The 20756-nt window shown below is 37.1% G+C and carries 21 protein-coding genes; 11 read left to right on the top strand and 10 right to left on the bottom strand.

The genetic code is table 11. The annotated features are described in order from the left end of the window. The 3 genes from infB to DCC35_RS00860 form a co-directional block, all read right to left on the bottom strand. On the bottom strand, nt 1-2994 hold the full coding sequence (gene infB, locus DCC35_RS00870; protein WP_137089001.1) for a translation initiation factor IF-2: 2994 nt from the start codon (nt 2992-2994) through the stop codon (nt 1-3). A gap of 97 nt (nt 2995-3091) precedes the next feature. Then, nucleotides 3092-4333, bottom strand: coding sequence for a transcription termination factor NusA (gene nusA, locus DCC35_RS00865; RefSeq protein ID WP_137089000.1), 1242 nt, complete (start codon nt 4331-4333; stop codon nt 3092-3094). A gap of 8 nt (nt 4334-4341) precedes the next feature. Continuing rightward, a complete protein-coding gene (locus DCC35_RS00860) occupies nt 4342-4824 on the bottom strand; it encodes a ribosome maturation factor RimP (RefSeq protein ID WP_137088999.1) in 483 nt (160 codons plus the stop codon). Between the two features lie 189 nt (nt 4825-5013). On the opposite strand from DCC35_RS00860, the gene cysS reads away from it, so the two are divergent. Together cysS and DCC35_RS00850 are read left to right on the top strand one after the other, a co-directional pair. Beyond that, nucleotides 5014-6498 carry a cysteine--tRNA ligase gene (gene cysS / locus DCC35_RS00855; RefSeq protein WP_137088998.1) on the top strand — a complete coding sequence of 495 codons (1485 nt, stop codon included), beginning with the start codon at nt 5014-5016 and terminating at the stop codon, nt 6496-6498. Continuing rightward, complete coding sequence (locus DCC35_RS00850; protein WP_137088997.1) at nt 6488-7495, top strand: M28 family peptidase; 1008 nt, start codon at nt 6488-6490, stop codon at nt 7493-7495. Before cysS ends, DCC35_RS00850 begins: the two co-directional genes overlap by 11 nt. Before the next feature lie 36 nt (nt 7496-7531). Here the strand turns inward: DCC35_RS00850 and galE are convergent, their stop codons facing one another. The 3 genes from galE to DCC35_RS00835 are packed head-to-tail and all read right to left on the bottom strand — an operon-like array spanning nt 7532 to nt 10872. Further along, nucleotides 7532-8563, bottom strand: coding sequence for a UDP-glucose 4-epimerase GalE (gene galE / locus DCC35_RS00845; RefSeq protein WP_137088996.1), 1032 nt, complete (start codon nt 8561-8563; stop codon nt 7532-7534). 6 nt (nt 8564-8569) lie between these two features. Next, nucleotides 8570-9562 carry a UDP-glucuronic acid decarboxylase family protein gene (locus DCC35_RS00840; protein WP_137088995.1) on the bottom strand — a complete coding sequence of 331 codons (993 nt, stop codon included), beginning with the start codon at nt 9560-9562 and terminating at the stop codon, nt 8570-8572. Further along, a complete protein-coding gene (locus DCC35_RS00835) occupies nt 9559-10872 on the bottom strand; it encodes a UDP-glucose dehydrogenase family protein (RefSeq protein WP_137088994.1) in 1314 nt (437 codons plus the stop codon). The genes DCC35_RS00840 and DCC35_RS00835 overlap by 4 nt, the downstream gene beginning before the upstream one ends. Before the next feature lie 199 nt (nt 10873-11071). Between DCC35_RS00835 and DCC35_RS00830 the strand changes: the two genes are divergently transcribed. The 4 genes from DCC35_RS00830 to hpf all read left to right on the top strand — a co-directional run bounded on the left by DCC35_RS00830 (nt 11072) and on the right by hpf (nt 13774). Beyond that, nucleotides 11072-12211: an acyl-CoA dehydrogenase family protein gene (locus DCC35_RS00830; protein ID WP_137088993.1), complete on the top strand. Its 1140-nt coding sequence runs from the start codon at nt 11072-11074 to the stop codon at nt 12209-12211. 65 nt (nt 12212-12276) lie between these two features. After that, nucleotides 12277-12474 (top strand): 30S ribosomal protein S21, encoded by a 198-nt coding sequence (gene rpsU / locus DCC35_RS00825; RefSeq protein WP_137088992.1) that lies wholly within the window; start codon nt 12277-12279, stop codon nt 12472-12474. 78 nt (nt 12475-12552) lie between these two features. Continuing rightward, nucleotides 12553-13449, top strand: a complete 897-nt coding sequence (locus DCC35_RS00820; RefSeq protein WP_137088991.1) for a tyrosine-type recombinase/integrase — start codon at nt 12553-12555, stop codon at nt 13447-13449. Nucleotides 13450-13474: 25 nt separating this feature from the next. After that, complete coding sequence (gene hpf / locus DCC35_RS00815; RefSeq protein WP_137088990.1) at nt 13475-13774, top strand: ribosome hibernation-promoting factor, HPF/YfiA family; 300 nt, start codon at nt 13475-13477, stop codon at nt 13772-13774. A gap of 51 nt (nt 13775-13825) precedes the next feature. Here hpf and metK read toward each other — a convergent pair whose 3' ends face one another. The 4 genes from metK to DCC35_RS00795 form a co-directional block, all read right to left on the bottom strand. Further along, the gene (gene metK / locus DCC35_RS00810; RefSeq protein WP_137088989.1) at nt 13826-15079 is read right to left on the bottom strand and encodes a methionine adenosyltransferase; all 1254 of its coding nucleotides are present in this window, start codon (nt 15077-15079) and stop codon (nt 13826-13828) included. 67 nt (nt 15080-15146) lie between these two features. Further along, complete coding sequence (locus DCC35_RS00805) at nt 15147-15863, bottom strand: SAM-dependent methyltransferase (protein ID WP_137088988.1); 717 nt, start codon at nt 15861-15863, stop codon at nt 15147-15149. Next, on the bottom strand, nt 15853-16626 hold the full coding sequence (locus tag DCC35_RS00800) for an alpha/beta fold hydrolase (RefSeq protein ID WP_137088987.1): 774 nt from the start codon (nt 16624-16626) through the stop codon (nt 15853-15855). The genes DCC35_RS00805 and DCC35_RS00800 overlap by 11 nt, the downstream gene beginning before the upstream one ends. Continuing rightward, nucleotides 16623-17336 carry a pyridoxine 5'-phosphate synthase gene (locus tag DCC35_RS00795; RefSeq protein ID WP_137088986.1) on the bottom strand — a complete coding sequence of 238 codons (714 nt, stop codon included), beginning with the start codon at nt 17334-17336 and terminating at the stop codon, nt 16623-16625. Before DCC35_RS00795 ends, DCC35_RS00800 begins: the two co-directional genes overlap by 4 nt. A gap of 57 nt (nt 17337-17393) precedes the next feature. Between DCC35_RS00795 and DCC35_RS00790 the strand changes: the two genes are divergently transcribed. The 5 genes from DCC35_RS00790 to DCC35_RS00770 are packed head-to-tail and all read left to right on the top strand — an operon-like array spanning nt 17394 to nt 20752. Continuing rightward, entirely contained in the window at nt 17394-17846 is a 453-nt protein-coding gene (locus DCC35_RS00790) for a GatB/YqeY domain-containing protein (RefSeq protein WP_137088985.1), read from the top strand. A gap of 7 nt (nt 17847-17853) precedes the next feature. Further along, a complete protein-coding gene (locus DCC35_RS00785) occupies nt 17854-18387 on the top strand; it encodes a CvpA family protein (RefSeq protein WP_175402672.1) in 534 nt (177 codons plus the stop codon). 53 nt (nt 18388-18440) lie between these two features. After that, nucleotides 18441-19208 (top strand): alpha/beta fold hydrolase, encoded by a 768-nt coding sequence (locus tag DCC35_RS00780; protein ID WP_137088983.1) that lies wholly within the window; start codon nt 18441-18443, stop codon nt 19206-19208. After that, entirely contained in the window at nt 19205-19870 is a 666-nt protein-coding gene (locus tag DCC35_RS00775; protein WP_137088982.1) for a CBS domain-containing protein, read from the top strand. Before DCC35_RS00780 ends, DCC35_RS00775 begins: the two co-directional genes overlap by 4 nt. A 3-nt stretch (nt 19871-19873) precedes the next feature. Next, nucleotides 19874-20752: an NAD kinase gene (locus DCC35_RS00770; RefSeq protein WP_137088981.1), complete on the top strand. Its 879-nt coding sequence runs from the start codon at nt 19874-19876 to the stop codon at nt 20750-20752. The last annotated feature ends 4 nt before the right edge of the window (nt 20753-20756 follow it).

Genomic DNA, 20756 nt, shown 5'->3' with positions numbered 1-20756 from the left:
TTAAAGTTTACGAGCGATCTCTTTTTCTTCAAAGCCTTCAATTACATCACCAACTTTAATGTCGTTGTAATTTTTAATGCTCATACCGCATTCGTAACCTTTCTTAACTTCTCCTACATCATCTTTGTATCGCTTAAGCTGATCGATATCTCCGGTGTAGACCACAATACCATCACGGATAAGTCTGATCTGGTTGTTTCGCTTCACATAGCCTTCAGTAACCATACAACCTGCAACAGTACCAACTTTAGATATTTTAAAGATCTCTCTAACCTCTACAGTACCGGTAATAACCTCTTCAACAGTAGGAGCAAGCATTCCTTCCATCGCATCCTTAACGTCATTAATTGCGTCGTAGATAATAGAGTATAGTCTGATTTCAATTTCTTCAGTTTCTGCAATTCTTCTTGCTCCACCAGATGGTCTAACCTGGAAACCAATTACAATTGCATCAGAAGCAGAAGCCAATAGCACATCTGATTCAGAGATCTGACCTACACCTTTATGGATGATGTTTACTGCAATCTCTTCAGTAGACAATTTCAATAAACTATCAGAAAGTGCCTCAACAGAACCGTCCACGTCACCTTTAACAATAATGTTAAGTTCTTTAAACGATCCGATAGCCAATCTACGACCAATTTCATCAAGAGTAATGTGCTTGCGGGTTCTTAGAGTTTGCTCACGGAGAATCTGAGATCTCTTATTAGCAATTTCTCTTGCTTCCCTGTCAGTTTCCATCACATTAAATCTGTCTCCAGCCTGAGGTGCTCCATCCAGACCAAGTACAAGTACTGGCGTTGAAGGACCAGCTTCATCAAGCTTTTTACCTCGGTGATCAAACATGGCTTTAACCTTACCGAAATGACTTCCGGCAAGTAATACATCACCTATCTTAAGAGTGCCGGCCTGAACCATCACTGTGGCAACATAACCACGGCCTTTATCAAGAGAAGCCTCTACAACAGTACCAACAGCTGATTTTTCAGGGTTAGCTTCAAGTTCCAGAAGTTCTGCTTCCAGAAGAACTTTTTCTAACAGGTCTTCAATACCCTGACCAGTTTTGGCAGATATTTCCTGACACTGATATTTACCACCCCAATCTTCAACCAATACATTATTATTGGCTAATTCTTCACGAATTTTATCCGGGTTGGCGTTTGGTTTATCAATTTTATTTATTGCTATTACAATAGGTACGCCTGCAACCTGAGCGTGATTTAATGCCTCTTTAGTCTGCGGCATCACGTTATCATCAGCAGCAACTACGATAATTGCAACGTCTGTGATTTTTGCACCTCTGGCACGCATCGCTGTAAATGCTTCGTGACCTGGTGTATCAAGGAAGGCAACACGCTTACCGCTTTCTGTCATTACATCATAAGCACCGATGTGCTGAGTAATACCTCCAGCTTCGCTTTCAGTCACTTTAGAGCTTCTGATAAAGTCAAGTAAAGATGTTTTACCGTGGTCAACGTGACCCATTATCGTAACGATCGGAGCTCTTGATTCAAGATCCTCTTTGCTATCTTCTTCTTCAACGACATCAGTTTCTTCCTCATCAGAAGAGAATTTAACTTCGTATCCGAATTCGTCTGCTATAATAGTAATTGTTTCAGCATCCAGTCTCTGGTTGATCGAAACGAACATTCCAAGTGACATACATGCACTGATAATATCATTTACGCTGATATCCATTAGAGAAGCAAGGTCGTTAGCCGAAATAAATTCGGTAACCTGCAATACTTTTGCTTCATCCTGCTCTTGCTGTTGCTGTCTTTCAGCAGCTTCAGCTTTGGCAGACCTCTTTTCTCTTCTGTATTTTGAACCTTTACCTTTATCTCCTGCTTTACCACCACTTAGTTTAGCCAGTGTTTGTTTGATTTGCTCCTGAATTTCAGCTTCAGTAGGCTCCTCCTTTTTAACAGGTTTTTTGCGGCCTTTATCTCCGCGTTTATTTTGGTATCTACCTCTTCTCTCCTGATTTCCTCCTTGTCCCTGAGGAGAATCTTTAGAGATACGCTTACGTTTCTTCTTCCTTCTTTCTTTTTTATCATCAGAAGAAGCTACAGGTTTACCTTTAGATTTTTTCTTTTTCTCAGGAAGATCAATTTTACCAACTACTGTAAGACCCTTAAGCTGGTCAGCTTTACCATGAATCTTACTTTCCTTATCTTCCTTATCCTCTTTTTTGTCGGATTTCTTCTTGCTTTCAGAATCATCAGACTTTTTACCTTCTGCCTTTGGCTTTTTAGGTTTGTCTTTCTTTTTGTCTTTTGATTCTTTTTTATCCTGAGGAGCTTTCTCTTCTTTTTTACCCTTAGGCTCTTCTTTTTTAGCCTCTACTTTCTTTTCTTCTTTCTTAGGCTCCTCTTTTTTAGCTATAGGCTCCTCTTTTTCCGGAGCTTTTTCAGCTGGCTTTTCTTCTTTTTTAGCTTCGGCTTTAGGTTCCTCTTTCTTAGGCTCCTCTTTTTTCTCTTCTTTCTTAGAAGATTTTGCCTTGTTCACAGATTCGAGATCAATCTTATCTACAACCTTAATGCCTTTTAGTTTATGAGATTCAGATGAAACCTTTTCAGAAGACTCTTCTTTTTTATCAGAGGTGTCTTCTTTCTTCTTTTCATCGGTAGAATCTTCACCTTCAGCAGCTTCAGGGGCCGACTTCTTTTCCAAGGGAACATTTTTGATGAAAATTTCCTCTTCATCATCGTCAGAAGTTTCCGGCGTAGTGGTCTCGTCTTTGTAAGTAATCGTTTCGTTCTTGGCTTCGTCCTTTCTTTTTGCGCCAATTTTCAAACCGGACGCTTCTTCTTTTTCTTGTGCAGAAGCCTCAAATTCCTTAGCCAGCAAATTAAACTGTTCCTGAGTAATCTTGCTGGTAGGTTTACTTTCGACTTCATGTCCTTTAGTACCCAAAAACTCCACAACTGTAGATATACCTACATTGAGTTTTCTGGCTACCTGGTTTAAACGCATGGTTTTTTCTTCTGCCATATATTAATTTTTCCCTTTTCTCTAAGTCGTTGTTTTTATGACCCCTAATAAACTAAAATACAAAAATAGCGAAAGATCGGCGATAAGCCATTTTTATTTATTCGAATTCTTGTTTTAGAATACTGTAAATATTGTCAACTGTTTCTTCTTCGAGGTCTGTTCTACTTAAAAGTTCACTTTTAGGTACTGCTAAAACACTTTTAGCTGTATCTAAACCAACTTTTCTTAAAATGTCAATGATCCAAGCTTCTATTTCGTCAGAAAATTCTTCAAGCTTCACATCTTCTTCATCTTCACCGACCATTTCACGGAATACATCAATCTCAAGACCAACTAGTTTGGATGCCAACTTAATATTTTGACCTCCTTTACCAATTGCTAATGAAACCTGATCAGGCTTTAAATAAACAGATACTCTTGAGTTTTCTTCATCGATTTCCATAGTGGAAATTTTTGCAGGACTCAATGCTCTGGCTATATAAAGCTCTTTATTATCAGTGAAGTTGATCACATCAATATTTTCATTCTGTAATTCTCGAACAATACTGTGGATTCGTGATCCTTTCATACCAACGCAGGCACCGACCGGATCAATTCTATCATCATAAGACTCAACAGCTACTTTCGCTCTTTCGCCTGGTTCACGAACTACATTTTTTATTGTTATAAGTCCATCATAAACTTCTGGAACCTCATTTTCAAACAATCTTTCCAAAAATACAGGAGAAGTTCTGCTCAAAATGATCTTAGGATTACTATTGATCATTTCTACACGATCTACAACCGCTCTGACAGTTTCGCCTTTACGAAATCTGTCTTTTGGAATCTGCTCGTTTTTAGGAATCGATAATTCGTTCCCCTCTCCATCTATTAAAAGAACTTCCCTGTTAAGAATCTGGTAAACTTCTCCAGTGATCATCTCATTTAGAAGTTCTTTATACTTATTAAAGATAAGATCTTTCTCCAGGTCCTTAACTTTTTGTATAAGAGTCTGGCGAGCTGTCATTACTGCTCTGCGACCAAAATCCTCAAGTTTTATTTCTTCAGCTGTTTCTTCTCCTATTTCAAAGTCAGCTTCTATTTTTCTCGCTTCTGATAAAGGAATTTTATCCGGATCCCAGATATCTTCAGAATCATCGTCAACGATAATTCGCGTACGCCAAATTTCAAGGTCTCCCTTGTCCACGTTAATGATAATATCAAAGTTTTCGTCAAGATCATACTTCTTCCTGATCATAGTTCTGAAAACATCTTCCAGAATTCTGATCATAGTTGGTCTGTCTATGTTCTTCTGCTTCGCGAATTCGGCAAACGATTCAATTAAAACTGATGAGTTCATTATCGTTACTACTTAAATGTTATTAATATTTTAGTTTCCTTAATATCCGAAAAATTGATCTTAGTATCCTCTTTTAGATCAGGTTTAACTTTTCTTCCTTTAATAATTTTAGGTTCAGGTGAAAGAATAATTCCATCATCTTCTACCTTGCTTAACGAACCTTCTATAATTTTTTCATCCTCATTCAGGGTCACTTTAACAGATCTTCCGATGTTCTTTTTATATTGTCTCTCAAGTTTAATCGGAAAATCTACGCCTGGAGATGAAACTTCAAGTCTGTAAGGGCCATCGAACAAATTATCGAAATCTTCATCTGCTCCTAACTGACGGCTTACTGAGGCACAAGTGTCAATATTTAACCCTTCGTCACTGTCTATCAATACGATAACTTTTTGTTGTTGTTCATTACCTTTAGTGATAATGTCAACAATATAGTGACTTTCATCTGGTAAATACTTTTCAACAAATGTGGTTATTTTATCTTTCATCATATTTTCAAAAAAACCATAATAAAAGAGGGGACTCGATTGTCCCCTCATTACATTGGTCTAAAATCTCTGCAAATATAGATATTATTTTTGTCAAACTCAATACTTTGATTCCATTAAACCAATCTTTTATGTCTACGTTATGGTTTAAAAGTTTATACATTACAAAACCTTTTTAACTATCTTTGCGGCATGCAAGACAAATTGAAAGTTTATAATACGCTAACTCACGATAAAGAGGTATTTGAACCTTACAACGCTCCATATGTTGGAATGTACGTCTGTGGACCTACAGTATATAATGATGTACACTTAGGCAATGTCAGAACTTTTTTAAGCTTTGATGTGATGTATCGCTATTTAATTCATTTAGGATATAAAGTACGGTATGTCCGAAATATTACTGATGTTGGTCACCTCGAGAATGATGCCGACGAAGGAGAGGATAAAGTAGCTAAAAAGGCAAAGCTGGAAAATTTAGAACCAATGGAGATCGTTCAAAGGTATACCAATGGCTTCCATGATGTATTAAGAAGTTTTAATATCCTTCCGCCAAGTATTGAACCAACAGCCACCGGTCATATTGTCGAACAGATTGATATGACCAGAAAACTCGTAGAAAAAGGTCTTGCATATGAAGTGAATGGATCTGTATATTTTGATGTTGAAAAATATAATAAGGAACACAACTATGGTATCCTGTCTAAAAGAAAGATAGAAGATCTTATGGATAGTGGCAGATCATTAGATGGACAGGATGAGAAAAGAAATAAGATCGATTTTGCATTATGGAAAAAAGCATCTCCTGAGCATATAATGCGATGGGAGTCACCTTGGGGATTAGGATTTCCGGGATGGCATATGGAATGCTCGGTAATGAGTACTAAATATCTTGGAAATAAATTTGATATTCATGGTGGCGGAATGGATTTGAAATTCCCTCATCACGAATGTGAAATCGCTCAATGTGTTGGAGCAAATGAAGAATCACCTGCTAAATACTGGCTTCACACAAATATGCTGACTGTTAATGGTCAGAAAATGAGTAAAAGCTTAGGCAATAGTTTCCTACCCAGGGAGTTATTCACCGGTGATCATAAATTACTGGATCGTGGATATAGCCCGATGACTGTCAGGTTTTTTATGCTGCAGTCTCACTATGCTTCCACACTTGATTTTAGTAATGAAGCATTACTTGCAGCTCATAAAGGATACAAGAAAATGATCAATGGGTTGAAGGTTGTCAATGAATTAACATTTGAGGCAGGAGAAGAGGATGATAAAGTAAAGAATACAGTTGAAAAGATCATCCAAAATATTTACCGCGCCATGAATGATGATTTCAATACTGCATTGGCTATCGGACAACTTTTTAATTTATTGAAGAAGATCAATTCAATATATACCGGGCAGTTGAGTTCGGGAGCCTTAGGAGAAGAACTTTTTAATAAAATGCTGAAGGTTTATCGCGAGATGGTGACTGATGTGTTGGGCTTTAAGGAAGAAAAGGTAAATAATACGGAGGAACTTATTGATGGCCTTCTGGAAATTTATAAAAAAGCGAAAGAAGAAAAAGAATACGATAAGGTTGATGAGATCAGGGCGATGCTAAAATCGGCTGGCGTTGTTGTTAAGGATATGAAACATAAAATTGACTGGGCTTACGATGAACAATAAAAATTTTTTAAATACAGTATTTTCCTTGTCAGTACTCAGCTTATTAATTTTTTTAGTTAGTTGTGACACCGAAACAAGCAATGAAGAAGTTCGAGAAGAGATAAGGAATATTTATGTTCCTGACTTTAATGAAGATTCTGCATATCATTATATTGAAAAGCAAGTTTCTTTTGGGCCGAGAGTTCCCGGAAGTGAATCTCATGAAAAAACTGCAGAATATCTGAGTAACAAGCTTGAAGAATTTGGCGCTAAAGTTACCCAACAGGACTTTACAGCAGAAAATAATTCGGGAGAACAGTTTGACTTCATTAATATCATCGGAGAGTTTAATCCACGAGCTCAAAAAAGAATTTTACTGGCAGCACATTGGGATACCCGAATATTTGCTGATAAAGATAGTGCCAGGCAGTCAGAAGCAATCGATGGTGCTAATGATGGAGGTAGTGGAGTGGGAGTTCTACTTGAAGTAGCCAGACAGATCAATGCAGATAGCTTAGGAAATGTTGGAGTAGACATCATATTTTTTGATGCGGAAGATAATGGTGCAGCTTCACAAAATGTTGAGTTGTTAGAAACTGGTAAGCTTTTTAAAAACTGGTGCCTGGGTTCTCGATATTGGTCAAAAAACCCTCATAAGCCAAACTATTCTGCCTATTATGGTATCCTGCTGGATATGGTTGGGGCAAAGAATGCAAAATTTCATTACGAATTATATAGTAAGGAGTATGCTCCACGAATACTTCGGCACGTGTGGAATACTGGGAAGGAATTAGGTTATTCCCAATATTTTATTGATCAGGATGGAGCGCCAATAGAAGATGATCATGTTCCAATCATTGAGAATAGAAAGATACCAATGATTGATATTATTGATTTTGATCAGGAAATGACATTTGGGAAATATCATCATACTCATAATGATAATATGGATGTGATTTCAAAACAAACATTGGAGGCGGTTGGACAGACAGTATTAACCGTTATATACAGAGAATAAAAGATTTACTACCAAGAAGATTAAAAAAGCCCGAAACTATTCGGGCTTTTTTAATGTCTTCTGCCAATTCCAGGCATCTTCTAGTGCCTCTTCGAGCGACTTTTCAGCTTTCCAGCCCAGTACCTTTTTTGCAGTTGATGCGTCAGCATAAACTTTTTCCACATCACCGGGCCTTCTTTCTCCATACTTATAATTGAGAGAGATATTATTTACTTTTTCGAATGTATCAACAACCTCTTTTACACTATTTCCATTTCCAGTGCCAATATTTACTGCCTCAAAATGTGCTATTTCATTTTGTTTGCTTTCTAAATAATTTAACGCTTTAACATGGGCCTTGGCGAGATCGACAACATGGATATAATCACGGACGCAGGTGCCATCTTTTGTGTCGTAATCATCACCAAAAATAGTAAGCTCATTTCTCCAGCCTGCAGCAGTCTGAGTAACAAAAGGTACAAGATTATTTGGTACCCCTTTTGGCAATTCACCAATCAATGAACTCGGATGCGCACCGATTGGGTTGAAATACCTTAATGCCATTGACTTTACCGGTATCTTGGCGTTAAATGAGTCTTCAAGTATTTCTTCGCATACAGCCTTAGTGTTACCATACGGAGATTCAGCCTGTTTTTTTGGACTTTCTTCTTTTACTGGTAATTCATCTGGTTGGCCATATACTGTACAAGAGGAAGAAAAAACAAGGTTGGAAATATTGTGATTCACCATCGACTCTAATAATGTGACCAGGGAACTGATATTATTCCTATAATACTTAAGTGGTTCGGACACTGACTCTCCTACAGCTTTAAAAGCAGCAAAATGAATGACGCCGGTAACTTCAGGATGCTCCCTGAAAATTTTACTGAGGTTATCAGGATTATTGCAGTCTAATGCATAAAAAGTAACAGCTTTTCCGGTGATTCTTTCTAACTGGCTGATCACTGCCGGATCTGAATTTGAAAAATCATCAATAATCAGAGGTTCATATCCGGCGTTAATTAGTTCTACAACAGTATGAGAGCCAATGTAACCTGCTCCACCGGTAACTAAGATTTTATCGGGCATGTAATGCTATTTCTTTATATAGTCTTTAAAATCATTATGCTCTTTTTTATAGAGCTTTTCATCAGGAAGAGATCTGAAATAATCATATGTTATTTTTAACCCTTCAGCCCTGGATACCTTTGGTTCCCAGCCCAGGATTTCCCTTGCGCGGTCAATGTTAGGTTGCCTTTGCATCGGGTCATCTTTTGGTAAAGGTTTGTAAATAACTTTTTGTTCAGTCCCTGTTAGTTTAATGATTTCTTCAGCAAATTCTTTGATGGTTATTTCATCAGGGTTTCCAATGTTAACCGGGTAAGGATAATCACTCATTAATAATCGGTAGATGCCTTCAACAAGATCATCTACATAACAAAAAGAACGGGTTTGTGAACCATCACCAAATACGGTTAAGTCTTCACCTCTTAAGGCCTGGCCAATAAATGCAGGAAGTACCCGGCCATCGTTCAGCCTCATTCTTGGTCCGTATGTGTTAAAGATTCTGACTATCCTTGTTTCCAGTTTATGATAAGTGTGGTATGCCATGGTCATGGCCTCCTGAAATCTTTTTGCTTCATCATATACACCACGCGGGCCTATCGGATTCACATTGCCATAATAATCTTCCGTCTGTGGATGTACGAGTGGATCTCCATATACCTCAGAAGTAGAGGCTACTATTATGCGTGCATTTTTTGCTTTTGCAAGGCCCAGGCAATTATGAGTGCCGAGAGAACCTACTTTCAAAGTTTGTATCGGGATCTTTAAATAATCAATCGGGCTTGCAGGAGAAGCAAAGTGAACGATATAATCGAGTTCGCCACTAACATGAACGAATTTACTGACATCGTGATTATAAAATTCAAACTCTTTCAGTTCGAACAAATGCTCAATGTTTTCAAGGTTTCCTGTGATTAAGTTGTCCATACCCACAACCTCGAAGCCTTCATTTATGAATCTGTCACATAAATGAGAGCCAAGAAAACCTGCTGCTCCGGTAATTAAAACTCTGCCTTTATTCATTTTTTTACTGATTTTCTTCCAATGCTGAAATATTCATAACCTAATTCTTCCATTGAAGAAAGTTCGTAAAGATTCCTTCCATCAAATATCACCTTATTATTTAGAAGTGAATCCATTCTGTTGAAGTCAGGCGTTCTGAACACCGGCCATTCGGTTACAATCATTAAAGCATCTGCATCTTCTAATACAGAATATTGATCTTCGGCATAGGTGATCTTGTCTCCCATGATACCTTTGACATTTTCCATTGCCTCCGGATCGAAAACACTTACTTCTGCTCCTTCTTTGATTAATTCTTCAATATTATATAAAGCCGGAGCTTCACGAATATCATCAGTATAAGGTTTAAAGGCCAGTCCCCAAATTGCAATTTTCTTACCTTTCAGGTCGCCATTAAAATAATCTTTTATGGAAGGTATCAGCTTAGTTTTTTGCTTTTGGTTAATATCCATGACGCCATTAAGAATTCTGAAATCGTAATTAACGTCTTTGGCTGATTTGGCTAATGCTTGTACGTCTTTTGGAAAGCAGCTTCCGCCATATCCTATCCCTGCAAATAAAAATCTTTTTCCAATTCTGCTATCTGTACCAACACCTCTTCTTACAGCGTCAACATCTGCGCCAAGTAATTCACAAAGGTTAGCTATTTCATTCATAAAAGTAATTTTGGTAGCAAGGAATGAATTAGCTGCGTATTTAGTCAATTCAGCTGATCTTTCGTCCATGAAAATTATTGGATTCCCCTGCCTTACTAAAGGGGCGTATAGCCTTTCCATTGTTTTTTTAGCCTTTTCAGATTCCGTTCCAACGACTACGCGGTCCGGTTTCATGAAATCTTCTACGGCAACACCTTCTCTTAAAAACTCAGGGTTTGAAACAACATCAAAATCAACTTTTGCGTTTTTAGCTATAGCATTGTGAACTTTTTCGGCTGTTCCGACAGGTACTGTACTCTTATCTATTATAATAGTATATTGTTTCAATAAAGGTCCCAGGTCATCAGCAACTTTCAAAACATATTGAAGGTCAGCAGAGCCATCTTCTCCAGGAGGTGTAGGCAGCGCAAGGAATATGATTTCTGCTCCTTCTATTCCTTCTTTAAGATTAGTAGTGAAATGAAGTCTGTCTTGCTTAACGTTTCTTTCAAATAAAACATCAAGACCGGGCTCATATATTGGAATGATTCCGTTTTTAAGTTTTTCAACTTTAGATTCGTCAATATCAATACATGTAACGTTGTTTCCGGTTTCTGAGAAGCATGTTCCGGTAACAAGACCGACATAACCTGTTCCTACGACTGCTATTTTCATAAAAGTATAATTTCGGTTGTTTTAGATAGCATAAAAATTTGAAGTGGCTAAAATACAAGGGATAACATCAATATGAAACAAAAAACTAAAATAATTATATTTATTAGAAGAAAGTTTATACTAACAAGCGTTAGTTAGTTCTTAAAATTTTCTTATATTTGATGCGCCCTATTAATAAACAACTAAACCTTTAAAGATTATGGCAACGGCAGTGGCTGAAAACAGAAAGATGATCATAGACATGGTAAGGGATTTTTCCGAGAGGAATATCCGTCCTAATGTCATGGAGTGGGATGAAACACAAGAGTTTCCAAGGGATCTTTTCAGACAACTTGGAGAGCTTGGCCTGATGGGAGTTTTAGTACCTCAGGAATATGGTGGAGCCGGTCTTGGCTATCATGAATATGTTGATATAATAGTAGAGATCAGTAAGGTTGATCCCGGAATCGGACTCAGCGTTGCCGCGCATAATTCTCTTTGTACCGGACACATTATGCAGTTTGGTACTGAAGAACAAAAGAAAAAGTGGCTTCCCAAACTGGCTTCAGGCGAATGGCTTGGAGCCTGGGGGCTAACTGAACCAAATACCGGTTCTGATGCAGGTAATATGCAGACAACTGCTAAAGTAGAGGGAGACGAAGTAGTAATTGAAGGAGCAAAAAACTGGATTACACACGGTATAAGTGGAGATATAGCTGTTGTAATGACCAGAACAGGAAACCCGGGGGAAAGTCAAAATTCAACTGCTGTAGTAGTAGAGCGAGGGACGAAGGGATTCGAAGGAGGCAGAAAAGAAAATAAGCTGGGAATGAGAGTTAGTGAAACTGCTGAAATGATCTTTACTGATTGTCGAGTACCTAAAGAAAATATTTTGGGTGAGGTTGGAGATGGTTTTAAGCAGGCTCTTAAAATATTAGATGGTGGAAGAATTTCAATTGCAGCTTTGAGTCTTGGTATAGCGATAGGAGCATATGAGGCTGCTGTGCAATATTCAAAAGAAAGAAAACAGTTCAATAAGCCAATTTCATCATTCCAGGGCATTTCATTTAAACTTGCGGACATGGCTACTGAAATCGAAGCTTCAAGATTGTTGATAGAAAATGCATCAAAATTAAAGAATGCTGGAGAGAAAGTAACCAAAGCTTCTGCAATGGCAAAGTATTTTGCATCCGAGGTAGCGGTAAAAGCCTCAACTGAAGCAGTGCAAATTTTTGGAGGATACGGATACACTAAAGATTACCCTGTAGAGAAGTTTTACCGTGATTCAAAACTGTGTACAATCGGAGAAGGAACCTCTGAAATACAAAAACTTGTGATTTCAAGAGAAATTCTCAAATAAGGTTTTGATTTGTTGGTAATTTACCTAAATTTGCACCCCTGTTTGGAAGCGAAACAAGAAATAACATGATTATAGTTAACGTAAAAGAAAACGAGTCAATAGAGAAGGCACTTAAAAGATTTAAGAAAAAATTTGAGCGCACTGGAGTTTTAAGAGAACTAAGAAGCCGTTCATATTTTGAAAAGCCTTCTGTAAGTAGAAGAAACGAATTGATTAAGGCGGCTTACCGTCAAAAAATGAGAGATCAGGATAACAATAACTAAGAATTAGTTATTCTTTTTGACTCTTTTTTAATAGATTAGTACTACGCAATCTTAGTGATTATGTAGTACTAATTTTTTATGCTTGAATCTTTCTTAAATTATATATCACATCAGAAGAGGTACAGCGGGAACACGGTAGAGGCGTATCAAAGAGATTTAAGTCAATATCTAACCTATCTGGAAGAAACCTTTGAAATAAAAGATGAGGCAGAAGCCGATTACAATCATATACGAAGCTGGATAGTTTCAATGATTGAGGTCGATGCTAAACCAACCACGATAAACCGAAAACTCGCTTCGGTTAAAGCATTTTACAAGTATTTATTGAAACACGAAGTGATCGAATCTAATCCTGCGTTGATGGTTCGGTCTTTAAAAAAGCCATCCAGGTTACCTCAGTTTATTCTGGAGGAGGATATTGTTGAATTACTTGATGATATCAAACCTTCCGAGGAGAATGAGAAAGATTTCAATGCCTGGAGGCAATATATTATCTTTTCTCTTCTTTATACTACTGGTATGAGAAGGGCAGAATTAATTGACCTGAAAGAAGAGGATATAAATTTTTTTAATGCAAGAATTAAAGTTACAGGTAAGAGAAATAAGCAACGTATTATTCCTTTACCTAAGTTTATTCTAAAAGATGTAAAAAAATATATTGAATTAAAAAAACTCCACTTTAATAACAACGATAGTAGCTATTTAATCGTTAATAATAGTGGAGATCAATCATATCCGATGCTTGTTCAAACTACAATCAAAAAGCTTTTGAATGCACAGAAAACAAAGGTTAACAAGCGTAGTCCGCATGTGCTCCGACACAGCTATGCAACACATCTGCTGTCTAATGGTGCGGATATTAACTCAGTTAAAGAATTATTGGGTCATGCTGGACTTGCAGCTACGCAGGTCTATACACACCGTTCCATTAAGGAGCTGAAGAGAGTTTTTGAACAAGCTCACCCTAAAGCATAAGTTTAACTATTAAATTTTAACGATTATGAAATTACAAATGCACTCCATCCACTTCGACGCTGATCAAAAGCTGTTGGACTTTGTACAAAAAAGAACTGAAAAACTGGAAACATTTTATGATCGAATTACTGATGGAGAGGTTTTTTTCCGAATTGAGAAAAATGACCAGAAGGAGAATAAAATCGTTGAGATAATGCTTAATATTCCCGGAAATCAATTGTTTGCAAGTGAGCAATCAAAATCTTTTGAAGCAGCTGCTGATAAAGCTGTTGAAGCATTAAGAAGACAGATTAAAAAATATAAAGAAAAACAACTAGGAAGATAAAATTGTGTAACCTAAAAAACAAAGGGGCGATTTTCATCGCCCCTTTTTTATTTATAGCTCAAAAGCCTTTTTTATATCATCCACATAATCGAGCTTTTCCCAAGTGAAAGTCTCCACCTCAAAGTCTCGTTTATTTCCTGAACTATCAGTAAAAGTGACATTTTTAGTTTCAGGAGTTCTTCCCATATGACCATATGCCGCTGTTTCCGAATAGATCGGATTTCTTAATTTTAATCTGTTTTCAATTGCAAATGGGCGCATGTCAAAAATTTCACTTACTCTGTGTGCTATTTCGCTGTCTGTAAGATCGACTTTTGAAGTTCCGTAGGTGTTTACATAAATACTTGTAGGCTCTACTACACCAATTGCATAACTAACCTGAACAAGAATTTCTTTAGCGACTCCTGCTGCAACCATATTTTTTGCAATATGTCTTGTGGCATAGGCAGCTGAGCGGTCTACTTTTGAAGGATCTTTACCACTAAATGCTCCACCTCCATGGGCACCACGTCCTCCATACGTGTCTACAATTATTTTTCGGCCAGTTAACCCGGTATCTCCATGAGGTCCACCAATTACGAATTTACCAGTTGGGTTTATGTGGTATTTGATCTTATCGTTAAATAAAGATTGCAATTCAGGTGAAAGCTTATTTTTCACTCTTGGGATGACGATATCTTTAATGTCTTTATAGATCTTTTCCAGCATTTCTTCTTCTTTGTCAAACTCATCATGTTGAGTTGAAACAACTATTGAGGAAATGCTTTGAGGTTTGTGAGAGTTTGAATATTCAATTGTTACCTGAGATTTAGCATCTGGTCTTAAATACTTAATTTCAGCATTTTCTCTTCTCACATCTGCAAGTTCCTGCAATATCATGTGAGAAAGGTAAAGGGGTAATGGAATTAATGCTTCAGTTTCATCTGTTGCATATCCAAACATCATACCTTGATCACCAGCACCCTGGAGCTCCGGGGCTCCTCTGTCAACTCCCATGCTTATATCAGGTGATTGCTCATGTATCGCACTGATAACGCCACAAGAATTACCATCAAACATGTATTCCCCTTTAGTATAACCGATGTTATTGATTACATTTCGGGCGATTTGCTGAACGTCTACATAAGCGTCAGATTTTACTTCGCCACTCAATACCGTCAGTCCGGTTGTAACTAAAGTTTCAAGTGCTACTTTTGAGTTTTTATCAAAAGCCAAAAAATTGTCTAACAAAGCGTCAGATATCTGATCGGCTATTTTATCAGGGTGTCCCTCAGATACTGATTCGGATGTAAAGAAATATGACATATGAAGTTTGATTTCTAATTAAAGATGCAAAGATAATTTTTTTAAGGTAAAATATTAATGATATCAATTAAAGACATTGCCCGAATAAAAATAATGCAGGCTTTTTATGTAAATCAATTGTTTGCTTTTTCCAGTTTTTGATTCTCATCGTTTTAATAAATTCATTTTCTCCAGTTAAATCACATGAGATCGATAAAAAGGTATTGGGATTACAATTTGCAAGGATGTCGTTAAAAAGAGCGTTATTTCTATATGGTGTATCCATGAAAATTTGTGTTATATTTTCGCTCGAAGCTTTTTTTTCCATTTTGCTAATTGCAACTTTTCTTGACGGATTTTTTACGGGAATATACCCACAAAACTCAAATTGCTGCCCGTTAAATCCTGAACTCATTAAAGCCAGAAACATCGAGGAAGGTCCGGATACCGGTATTACTCCAATATTATTTTTATGCGCCAGGTCTACTAGCATTGAGCCTGGGTCTGCAATACCCGGGCAACCTGCTTCAGACATCATTCCAACATTATTTCCTTTTTCTATCAAATTAATTATTTCATTAACTTTCTGCTGATCTGTTTTTTTGTCGACCTGAAAAAAAATCAAATCTTCAATAACGATCTCTTCATTTAAACTACTGATAAACCGCCGTGCTGTGCGAATGTTTTCAGCAGCGAAATATTTAAGTTTTTTGATCAGGCTCCTTTCAAATGGAGTGATACTTTTGTCTATTTCACCGGTACTAATCGGTAATGGAAGTAGAAATAGCTTTCCTTTAGCCGTCATAATTCATAAAATCTTTTATAACAGTAGTAAAGGATTCAGGTTGTTCAGCATGTAGCCAGTGGCCGGCATTTTTTAGCTGGATTACGTTTGATTCTGGGAACAATTCTTTGATTAGATCCTTGTCTTCATCTCTTATATAGTCACTTTTTTCACCTCCTACAAAAAGAGTAGGAACATTCGTTGGTTCGAGCTCTTCTTGTGATTTGCCCACCTCTTCGATATTATCATCGATAACTTGCAGATTAATTTTCCATTTAAGCTTTTTATCATCGCCCCTCCCCAGGTTTTTCAATAAAAACATTCTGATGGATTTTTCAGAAATATAATCTGATAGGACATCATCAGCTTCTTTTCTGCTTGATGGATTAGATTTGTCTACTTTGAGTAACCCGTCAAGAATTTGGCGATGATGTACCGGGTAATGTCGTGGAGCAATATCAGCCACCAATAGTTTTTTTACCTTTTCAGGGTGTTGCATGGCAAGTGTCATGGCAACTTTCCCGCCCATTGAATGCCCAAGTACTGCAGTAGAATGGCCGATGTGTTCATCAATGAATTCTGAAATGTCCTGTGCCATAACTTCGTAATTCCATTCATCACTATGAGGTGACTGGCCATGGTTACGTTGGTCAATAGCATAAATATGAAATTCATCTTCTAGCGTTTTTGCTATTGACATCCAGTTGTCAGATGAACCAAATAATCCATGGAGAATTACAAGTGTATTATCTCCACTCCCATATTCTCTGTAAAATAAATTCATGATAGCTGTTTTAGATAAAGCTGAATAGTGTTCTCCAATCCGTAGTAGAGCGCATCACATACCAGCGCATGGCCGATTGATACTTCATCGATAAAAGGAATTTTTTCCACCAGAAACTTTAGATTGGTTAAGTCAAGATCATGCCCTGCATTTATTCCTAATCCTGCGTTTTTAGCAATTTCTGCTGTTTTTAGATAGGGTTCGATGGCTTTATTTTTATCTTTTTCGTAATTGACTGCAAAGTCTTCGGTATATAACTCTACCCTGTCTGTTCCTACCTTTGCAGCGCCTTCAGCCATTTCAGGATCCGGATCAACAAAAATTGAAGTCCGTACTCCGTATGATTTGATCTCAGCAATAATTTCTGAAAGCAATGATTCATTTTTGATAGTATCCCATCCTTTATTACTAGTCAGTACATCCGGCCCATCAGGAACTAATGTAGCCTGAGCAGGTTTATTTTCCCTAACCAGTTTCAGGTATCTTTCATCGGGATATCCCTCTATATTAAACTCAGTTGTAACTAACGGTTTTATATCGTAAACATCCTTTGTTGTAATATGCCTTTCATCTGGCCGTGGATGTATAGTAATGCCTTGAGCACCAAACCGCTCACAATCTTTTACTACTTGAATTAAGTTGGGATTATTGCCACCACGAGCATTCCTGATAGTGGCAAACTTATTGACATTTACACTAAGCTTTGTCATAATTTATTTCAAAATGTATATCTTGCGACAAACTAACTTTATTTCAAAGATACAGATATGAGTCTTAAACAACAGGTAGAAGAAGGAATAAAAGCTGCAATGAAAGCCAAAAACCAGGATGAATTGAGAGCTTTGAGAGCAATAAAGTCATTAATTCTACTGGCAGAGACTGAAAAAGGTGGTAAAGGTGCAGTTGGAGAGAGTGAGGAGATCAAGCTATTAACAAAAGCAGCTAAACAAAGAAAAGAATCGATAGAGCTTTTTGAGCAGCAAAACAGGGAAGATCTTGCCGATAAGGAGAAAAAGGAACTAGCTGTAATAGAACGGTTCCTGCCGAAGCAAATGAGTGAGGAGGAAATAGAAATAGAGCTCGAAAATATTATTAAAGAAGTTGGAGCTTCAGGCCCACAGGATATGGGTAAAGTAATGGGTGCTGCTACGAAGAAGCTTGCAGGAAAAGCTGACGGTAAAGTGATTGCCGATAAAGTGAAGCAACTTTTAAATAAATAATTATAGAGTGGCAATAATAGATATTGTTATTATTATACTACTGGGCATTGGTGCCTATAGTGGATATAAAAAAGGGTTTTTACTTGAGTTTGCCGGTCTGGTGGCATTTATTCTGGCAATAGTTTTAGGATTTAAGCTATTACATTTTAGTATTGGATTACTTTCGACATATTTTGAAAGCCTGGGGCCATTAATTCCCTTAATTGCTTTTATAATCATTTTTGTTGGGGTAATATTTTTGGTCAATACCCTTGTAAAGTTATTTAAGTCAATACTTGACAAGACAATTTTAGGCAACGTTGATCAATTAGCCGGTGCTGTTTTTGGAGCCTTTAAGTGGGCGCTGGGAGCAAGTATAATCTTATGGATCATAGCAATACTGGATGTAGAATTGCCATTGAGTTTTGTGGAAGGCTCGCTAATGATCCCAATGGTTGAGCCGATAGCGCCTCAGATAGGTGTTTTACTCAGTAAAATAATTCCATCTATCAATGAAATGTTCTATGATATAAAGGATATGTTCGGAGAAGAAGAGGCATAACATAACTACATTTTAAAGGTTTTTTAATTATATTTATTTAGAAAGAAACACAGATGAGTAAAACTGTAGATATAAAAACAATAAAGGATTACAGCTATATCGATGAAGGGCAAGGAGAAACTTTAGTTCTTTTGCATGGACTATTTGGTGCGCTAAGCAACTGGGATAGTGTTGTTAATCACTTTTCTGATCGCTACAGGATTTTGATTCCTCTGTTACCAATTTATGAAATGCCTTTAAGACAGGCTGGATTGGAAGGATTGAATGCATATGTTGAAGGCTTTGTTGATGAAATGGGAATAAATGATATGACTGTGATGGGGAATTCTCTTGGAGGTCATATAGCTTTAATATATACTTTAAAGCATCCTGATAAGGTCAAAAGCCTTATACTTACAGGTTCTTCAGGACTTTTTGAAAATAGCATGGGGGGATCATTTCCAAAAAGAGGAAATTATGAATACATAAAAGAACGTGTTGAATACACCTTTTATGATCCTGAAGTAATTACTGACGAATATATTGATGAGGTATTTGAAACTACGAATTCCATTCCTAAGTGTATGAGAATTGTAGCTATTGCCAAGAGTGCCCAAAGAAACAACATGGCTAAAGAAATAGTAAACATTAAAGCTCCGACATTGTTAATATGGGGGTTAAATGACACTATTACTCCACCGATGGTGGCACATGAATTTAACAGACTTATACCAAATAGCACACTTAGATTTATCGATAAATGTTGTCATGCTCCAATGATGGAACACCCTGAAACATTTAATGAAATACTTGAAGACTTTCTGGAAAACGTAACTGTATGATCGCTCACGAATTGATCAATCACATGATTCCTCCTTTAAAACTGACAGATGATTCTGCGAAAGCAATCACCTGGATGGAGGAACTGCGGGTCAAGGAGCTTCCGGTTATTGATGAGGAAAGTTTCAAGGGATTAATATCTGAAGATATAATTTTTACTTCTAACGAGCTTTCTTCTAAAGTCGGTGATTTTTTACTTTCAGGTCAAAGCTGTTTTGTTTACGAAGACAAACATCTATATGATGTAATGAAAGTTTCTACCGATAATGATTCACAAGTTGTAGCTGTACTTGATAAGGAAGATAAATATATTGGTGTGATTACTATTCAGGATGCATTGATTGCCTTCGCTCAATCTGCTGCAGTTCAAAGTCAGGGGGGAATACTGGTTTTGTCAATGAAAAAAATCGATTATTCAATGGCCGAATTGGCCAGATTGATTGAGGCAGATGATGTTAAAATCTTATCAAGTAGTATACAAAGTGATCTTTTAGACCCGGAAAAAATTAAGTTAACATTAAAACTTAATACGATTGACGTATCCAGAACAGTCGCAACACTGGAACGATTTAATTATAAAATAATCGCAACATTTGAGGAGAGTCTCGGGAATGATGTAAACCAGGAAAGGTTGGATATTCTCTTCAAGTTTCTTGATATTTGATTTATGCAAATAGCTATAAATGGACGTACGGGTGATTCCGGAATCCTGAAATATTTCAAACAAGTTACCTCTCTCCTTAAAAAGCACGGCATACACATCCTGGTTTCCAAGGACTTTGGAAATTACCTAAAAGACATCTCTGAAAATGCTTTAGAGGGAATCAAAGTCTATGATGGAAGAGATGATCTTCGGAATGCAAAATTTATGATAAGTATGGGTGGAGATGGAACCCTACTTGAAACGGTGACTCATATTGGTAGTCTGATGACTCCAATTCTTGGGATCAACACTGGCAGACTGGGTTTTCTTGCTTCAACTCCAAAGGAGAATATTGAAAATGCTATCGACATGTTGCTAAACAGCCAATACAGCATTGAAAACCGGAGCTTACTGCATTTGGAGTCTGAAAGCGAAATTTTTGGTAACCAGCGATTTGCATTAAATGAAATTGCTATCACAAAAAAGGATACTTCTTCAATGATTGTGGTGCATACTTATATAGATGGGGAATATTTAAATTCATATTGGTCTGATGGTCTGATTGTTGCAACACCTACCGGTTCCACCGGGTATTCATTAAGCTGTGGGGGTCCGGTTGTAATGCCTGAGTCCAAAAATTTCATCATCACACCGATCAGTCCGCATAATTTAAATGTCAGGCCATTAGTTGTTAGTGATAACAGTGTGATTTCTTTTGAAATAGAAGGAAGAGCAAAAAACTTTCTGGTATCTCTGGATTCAAGGTCATTCACAGTGGATGATAGTATTGAAATGGCAGTTCGTCGAGAAAGTTTTCATTGTAACCTAATAAAATTGGAGGGAATTAATTTTTTAAATACATTGAGGCAAAAATTAAATTGGGGTCTCGATTTAAGAAATTAATATA

It is taken from the genome of Mangrovivirga cuniculi (assembly GCF_005166025.1).
Lineage (GTDB): Bacteria > Bacteroidota > Bacteroidia > Cytophagales > Cyclobacteriaceae > Mangrovivirga > Mangrovivirga cuniculi.
This window is presented reverse-complemented; position numbering and strand designations above follow the sequence as displayed.

Excerpts from the sequence above, each read along its gene's own strand:
- infB (WP_137089001.1), bottom strand. The coding sequence starts at position 2,994 with ATGGCAGAAGAAAAAACCATGCGTTTAAACCAGGTAGCCAGAAAACTC.
- nusA (WP_137089000.1), bottom strand. The coding sequence starts at position 4,333 with ATGAACTCATCAGTTTTAATTGAATCGTTTGCCGAATTCGCGAAGCAG.
- DCC35_RS00860 (WP_137088999.1), bottom strand. The coding sequence starts at position 4,824 with ATGATGAAAGATAAAATAACCACATTTGTTGAAAAGTATTTACCAGAT.
- cysS (WP_137088998.1), top strand. The coding sequence starts at position 5,014 with ATGCAAGACAAATTGAAAGTTTATAATACGCTAACTCACGATAAAGAG.
- DCC35_RS00850 (WP_137088997.1), top strand. The coding sequence starts at position 6,488 with ATGAACAATAAAAATTTTTTAAATACAGTATTTTCCTTGTCAGTACTC.
- galE (WP_137088996.1), bottom strand. The coding sequence starts at position 8,563 with ATGCCCGATAAAATCTTAGTTACCGGTGGAGCAGGTTACATTGGCTCT.
- DCC35_RS00840 (WP_137088995.1), bottom strand. The coding sequence starts at position 9,562 with ATGAATAAAGGCAGAGTTTTAATTACCGGAGCAGCAGGTTTTCTTGGC.
- DCC35_RS00835 (WP_137088994.1), bottom strand. The coding sequence starts at position 10,872 with ATGAAAATAGCAGTCGTAGGAACAGGTTATGTCGGTCTTGTTACCGGA.
- DCC35_RS00830 (WP_137088993.1), top strand. The coding sequence starts at position 11,072 with ATGGCAACGGCAGTGGCTGAAAACAGAAAGATGATCATAGACATGGTA.
- rpsU (WP_137088992.1), top strand. The coding sequence starts at position 12,277 with ATGATTATAGTTAACGTAAAAGAAAACGAGTCAATAGAGAAGGCACTT.
- DCC35_RS00820 (WP_137088991.1), top strand. The coding sequence starts at position 12,553 with ATGCTTGAATCTTTCTTAAATTATATATCACATCAGAAGAGGTACAGC.
- hpf (WP_137088990.1), top strand. The coding sequence starts at position 13,475 with ATGAAATTACAAATGCACTCCATCCACTTCGACGCTGATCAAAAGCTG.
- metK (WP_137088989.1), bottom strand. The coding sequence starts at position 15,079 with ATGTCATATTTCTTTACATCCGAATCAGTATCTGAGGGACACCCTGAT.
- DCC35_RS00805 (WP_137088988.1), bottom strand. The coding sequence starts at position 15,863 with ATGACGGCTAAAGGAAAGCTATTTCTACTTCCATTACCGATTAGTACC.
- DCC35_RS00800 (WP_137088987.1), bottom strand. The coding sequence starts at position 16,626 with ATGAATTTATTTTACAGAGAATATGGGAGTGGAGATAATACACTTGTA.
- DCC35_RS00795 (WP_137088986.1), bottom strand. The coding sequence starts at position 17,336 with ATGACAAAGCTTAGTGTAAATGTCAATAAGTTTGCCACTATCAGGAAT.
- DCC35_RS00790 (WP_137088985.1), top strand. The coding sequence starts at position 17,394 with ATGAGTCTTAAACAACAGGTAGAAGAAGGAATAAAAGCTGCAATGAAA.
- DCC35_RS00780 (WP_137088983.1), top strand. The coding sequence starts at position 18,441 with ATGAGTAAAACTGTAGATATAAAAACAATAAAGGATTACAGCTATATC.
- DCC35_RS00775 (WP_137088982.1), top strand. The coding sequence starts at position 19,205 with ATGATCGCTCACGAATTGATCAATCACATGATTCCTCCTTTAAAACTG.
- DCC35_RS00770 (WP_137088981.1), top strand. The coding sequence starts at position 19,874 with ATGCAAATAGCTATAAATGGACGTACGGGTGATTCCGGAATCCTGAAA.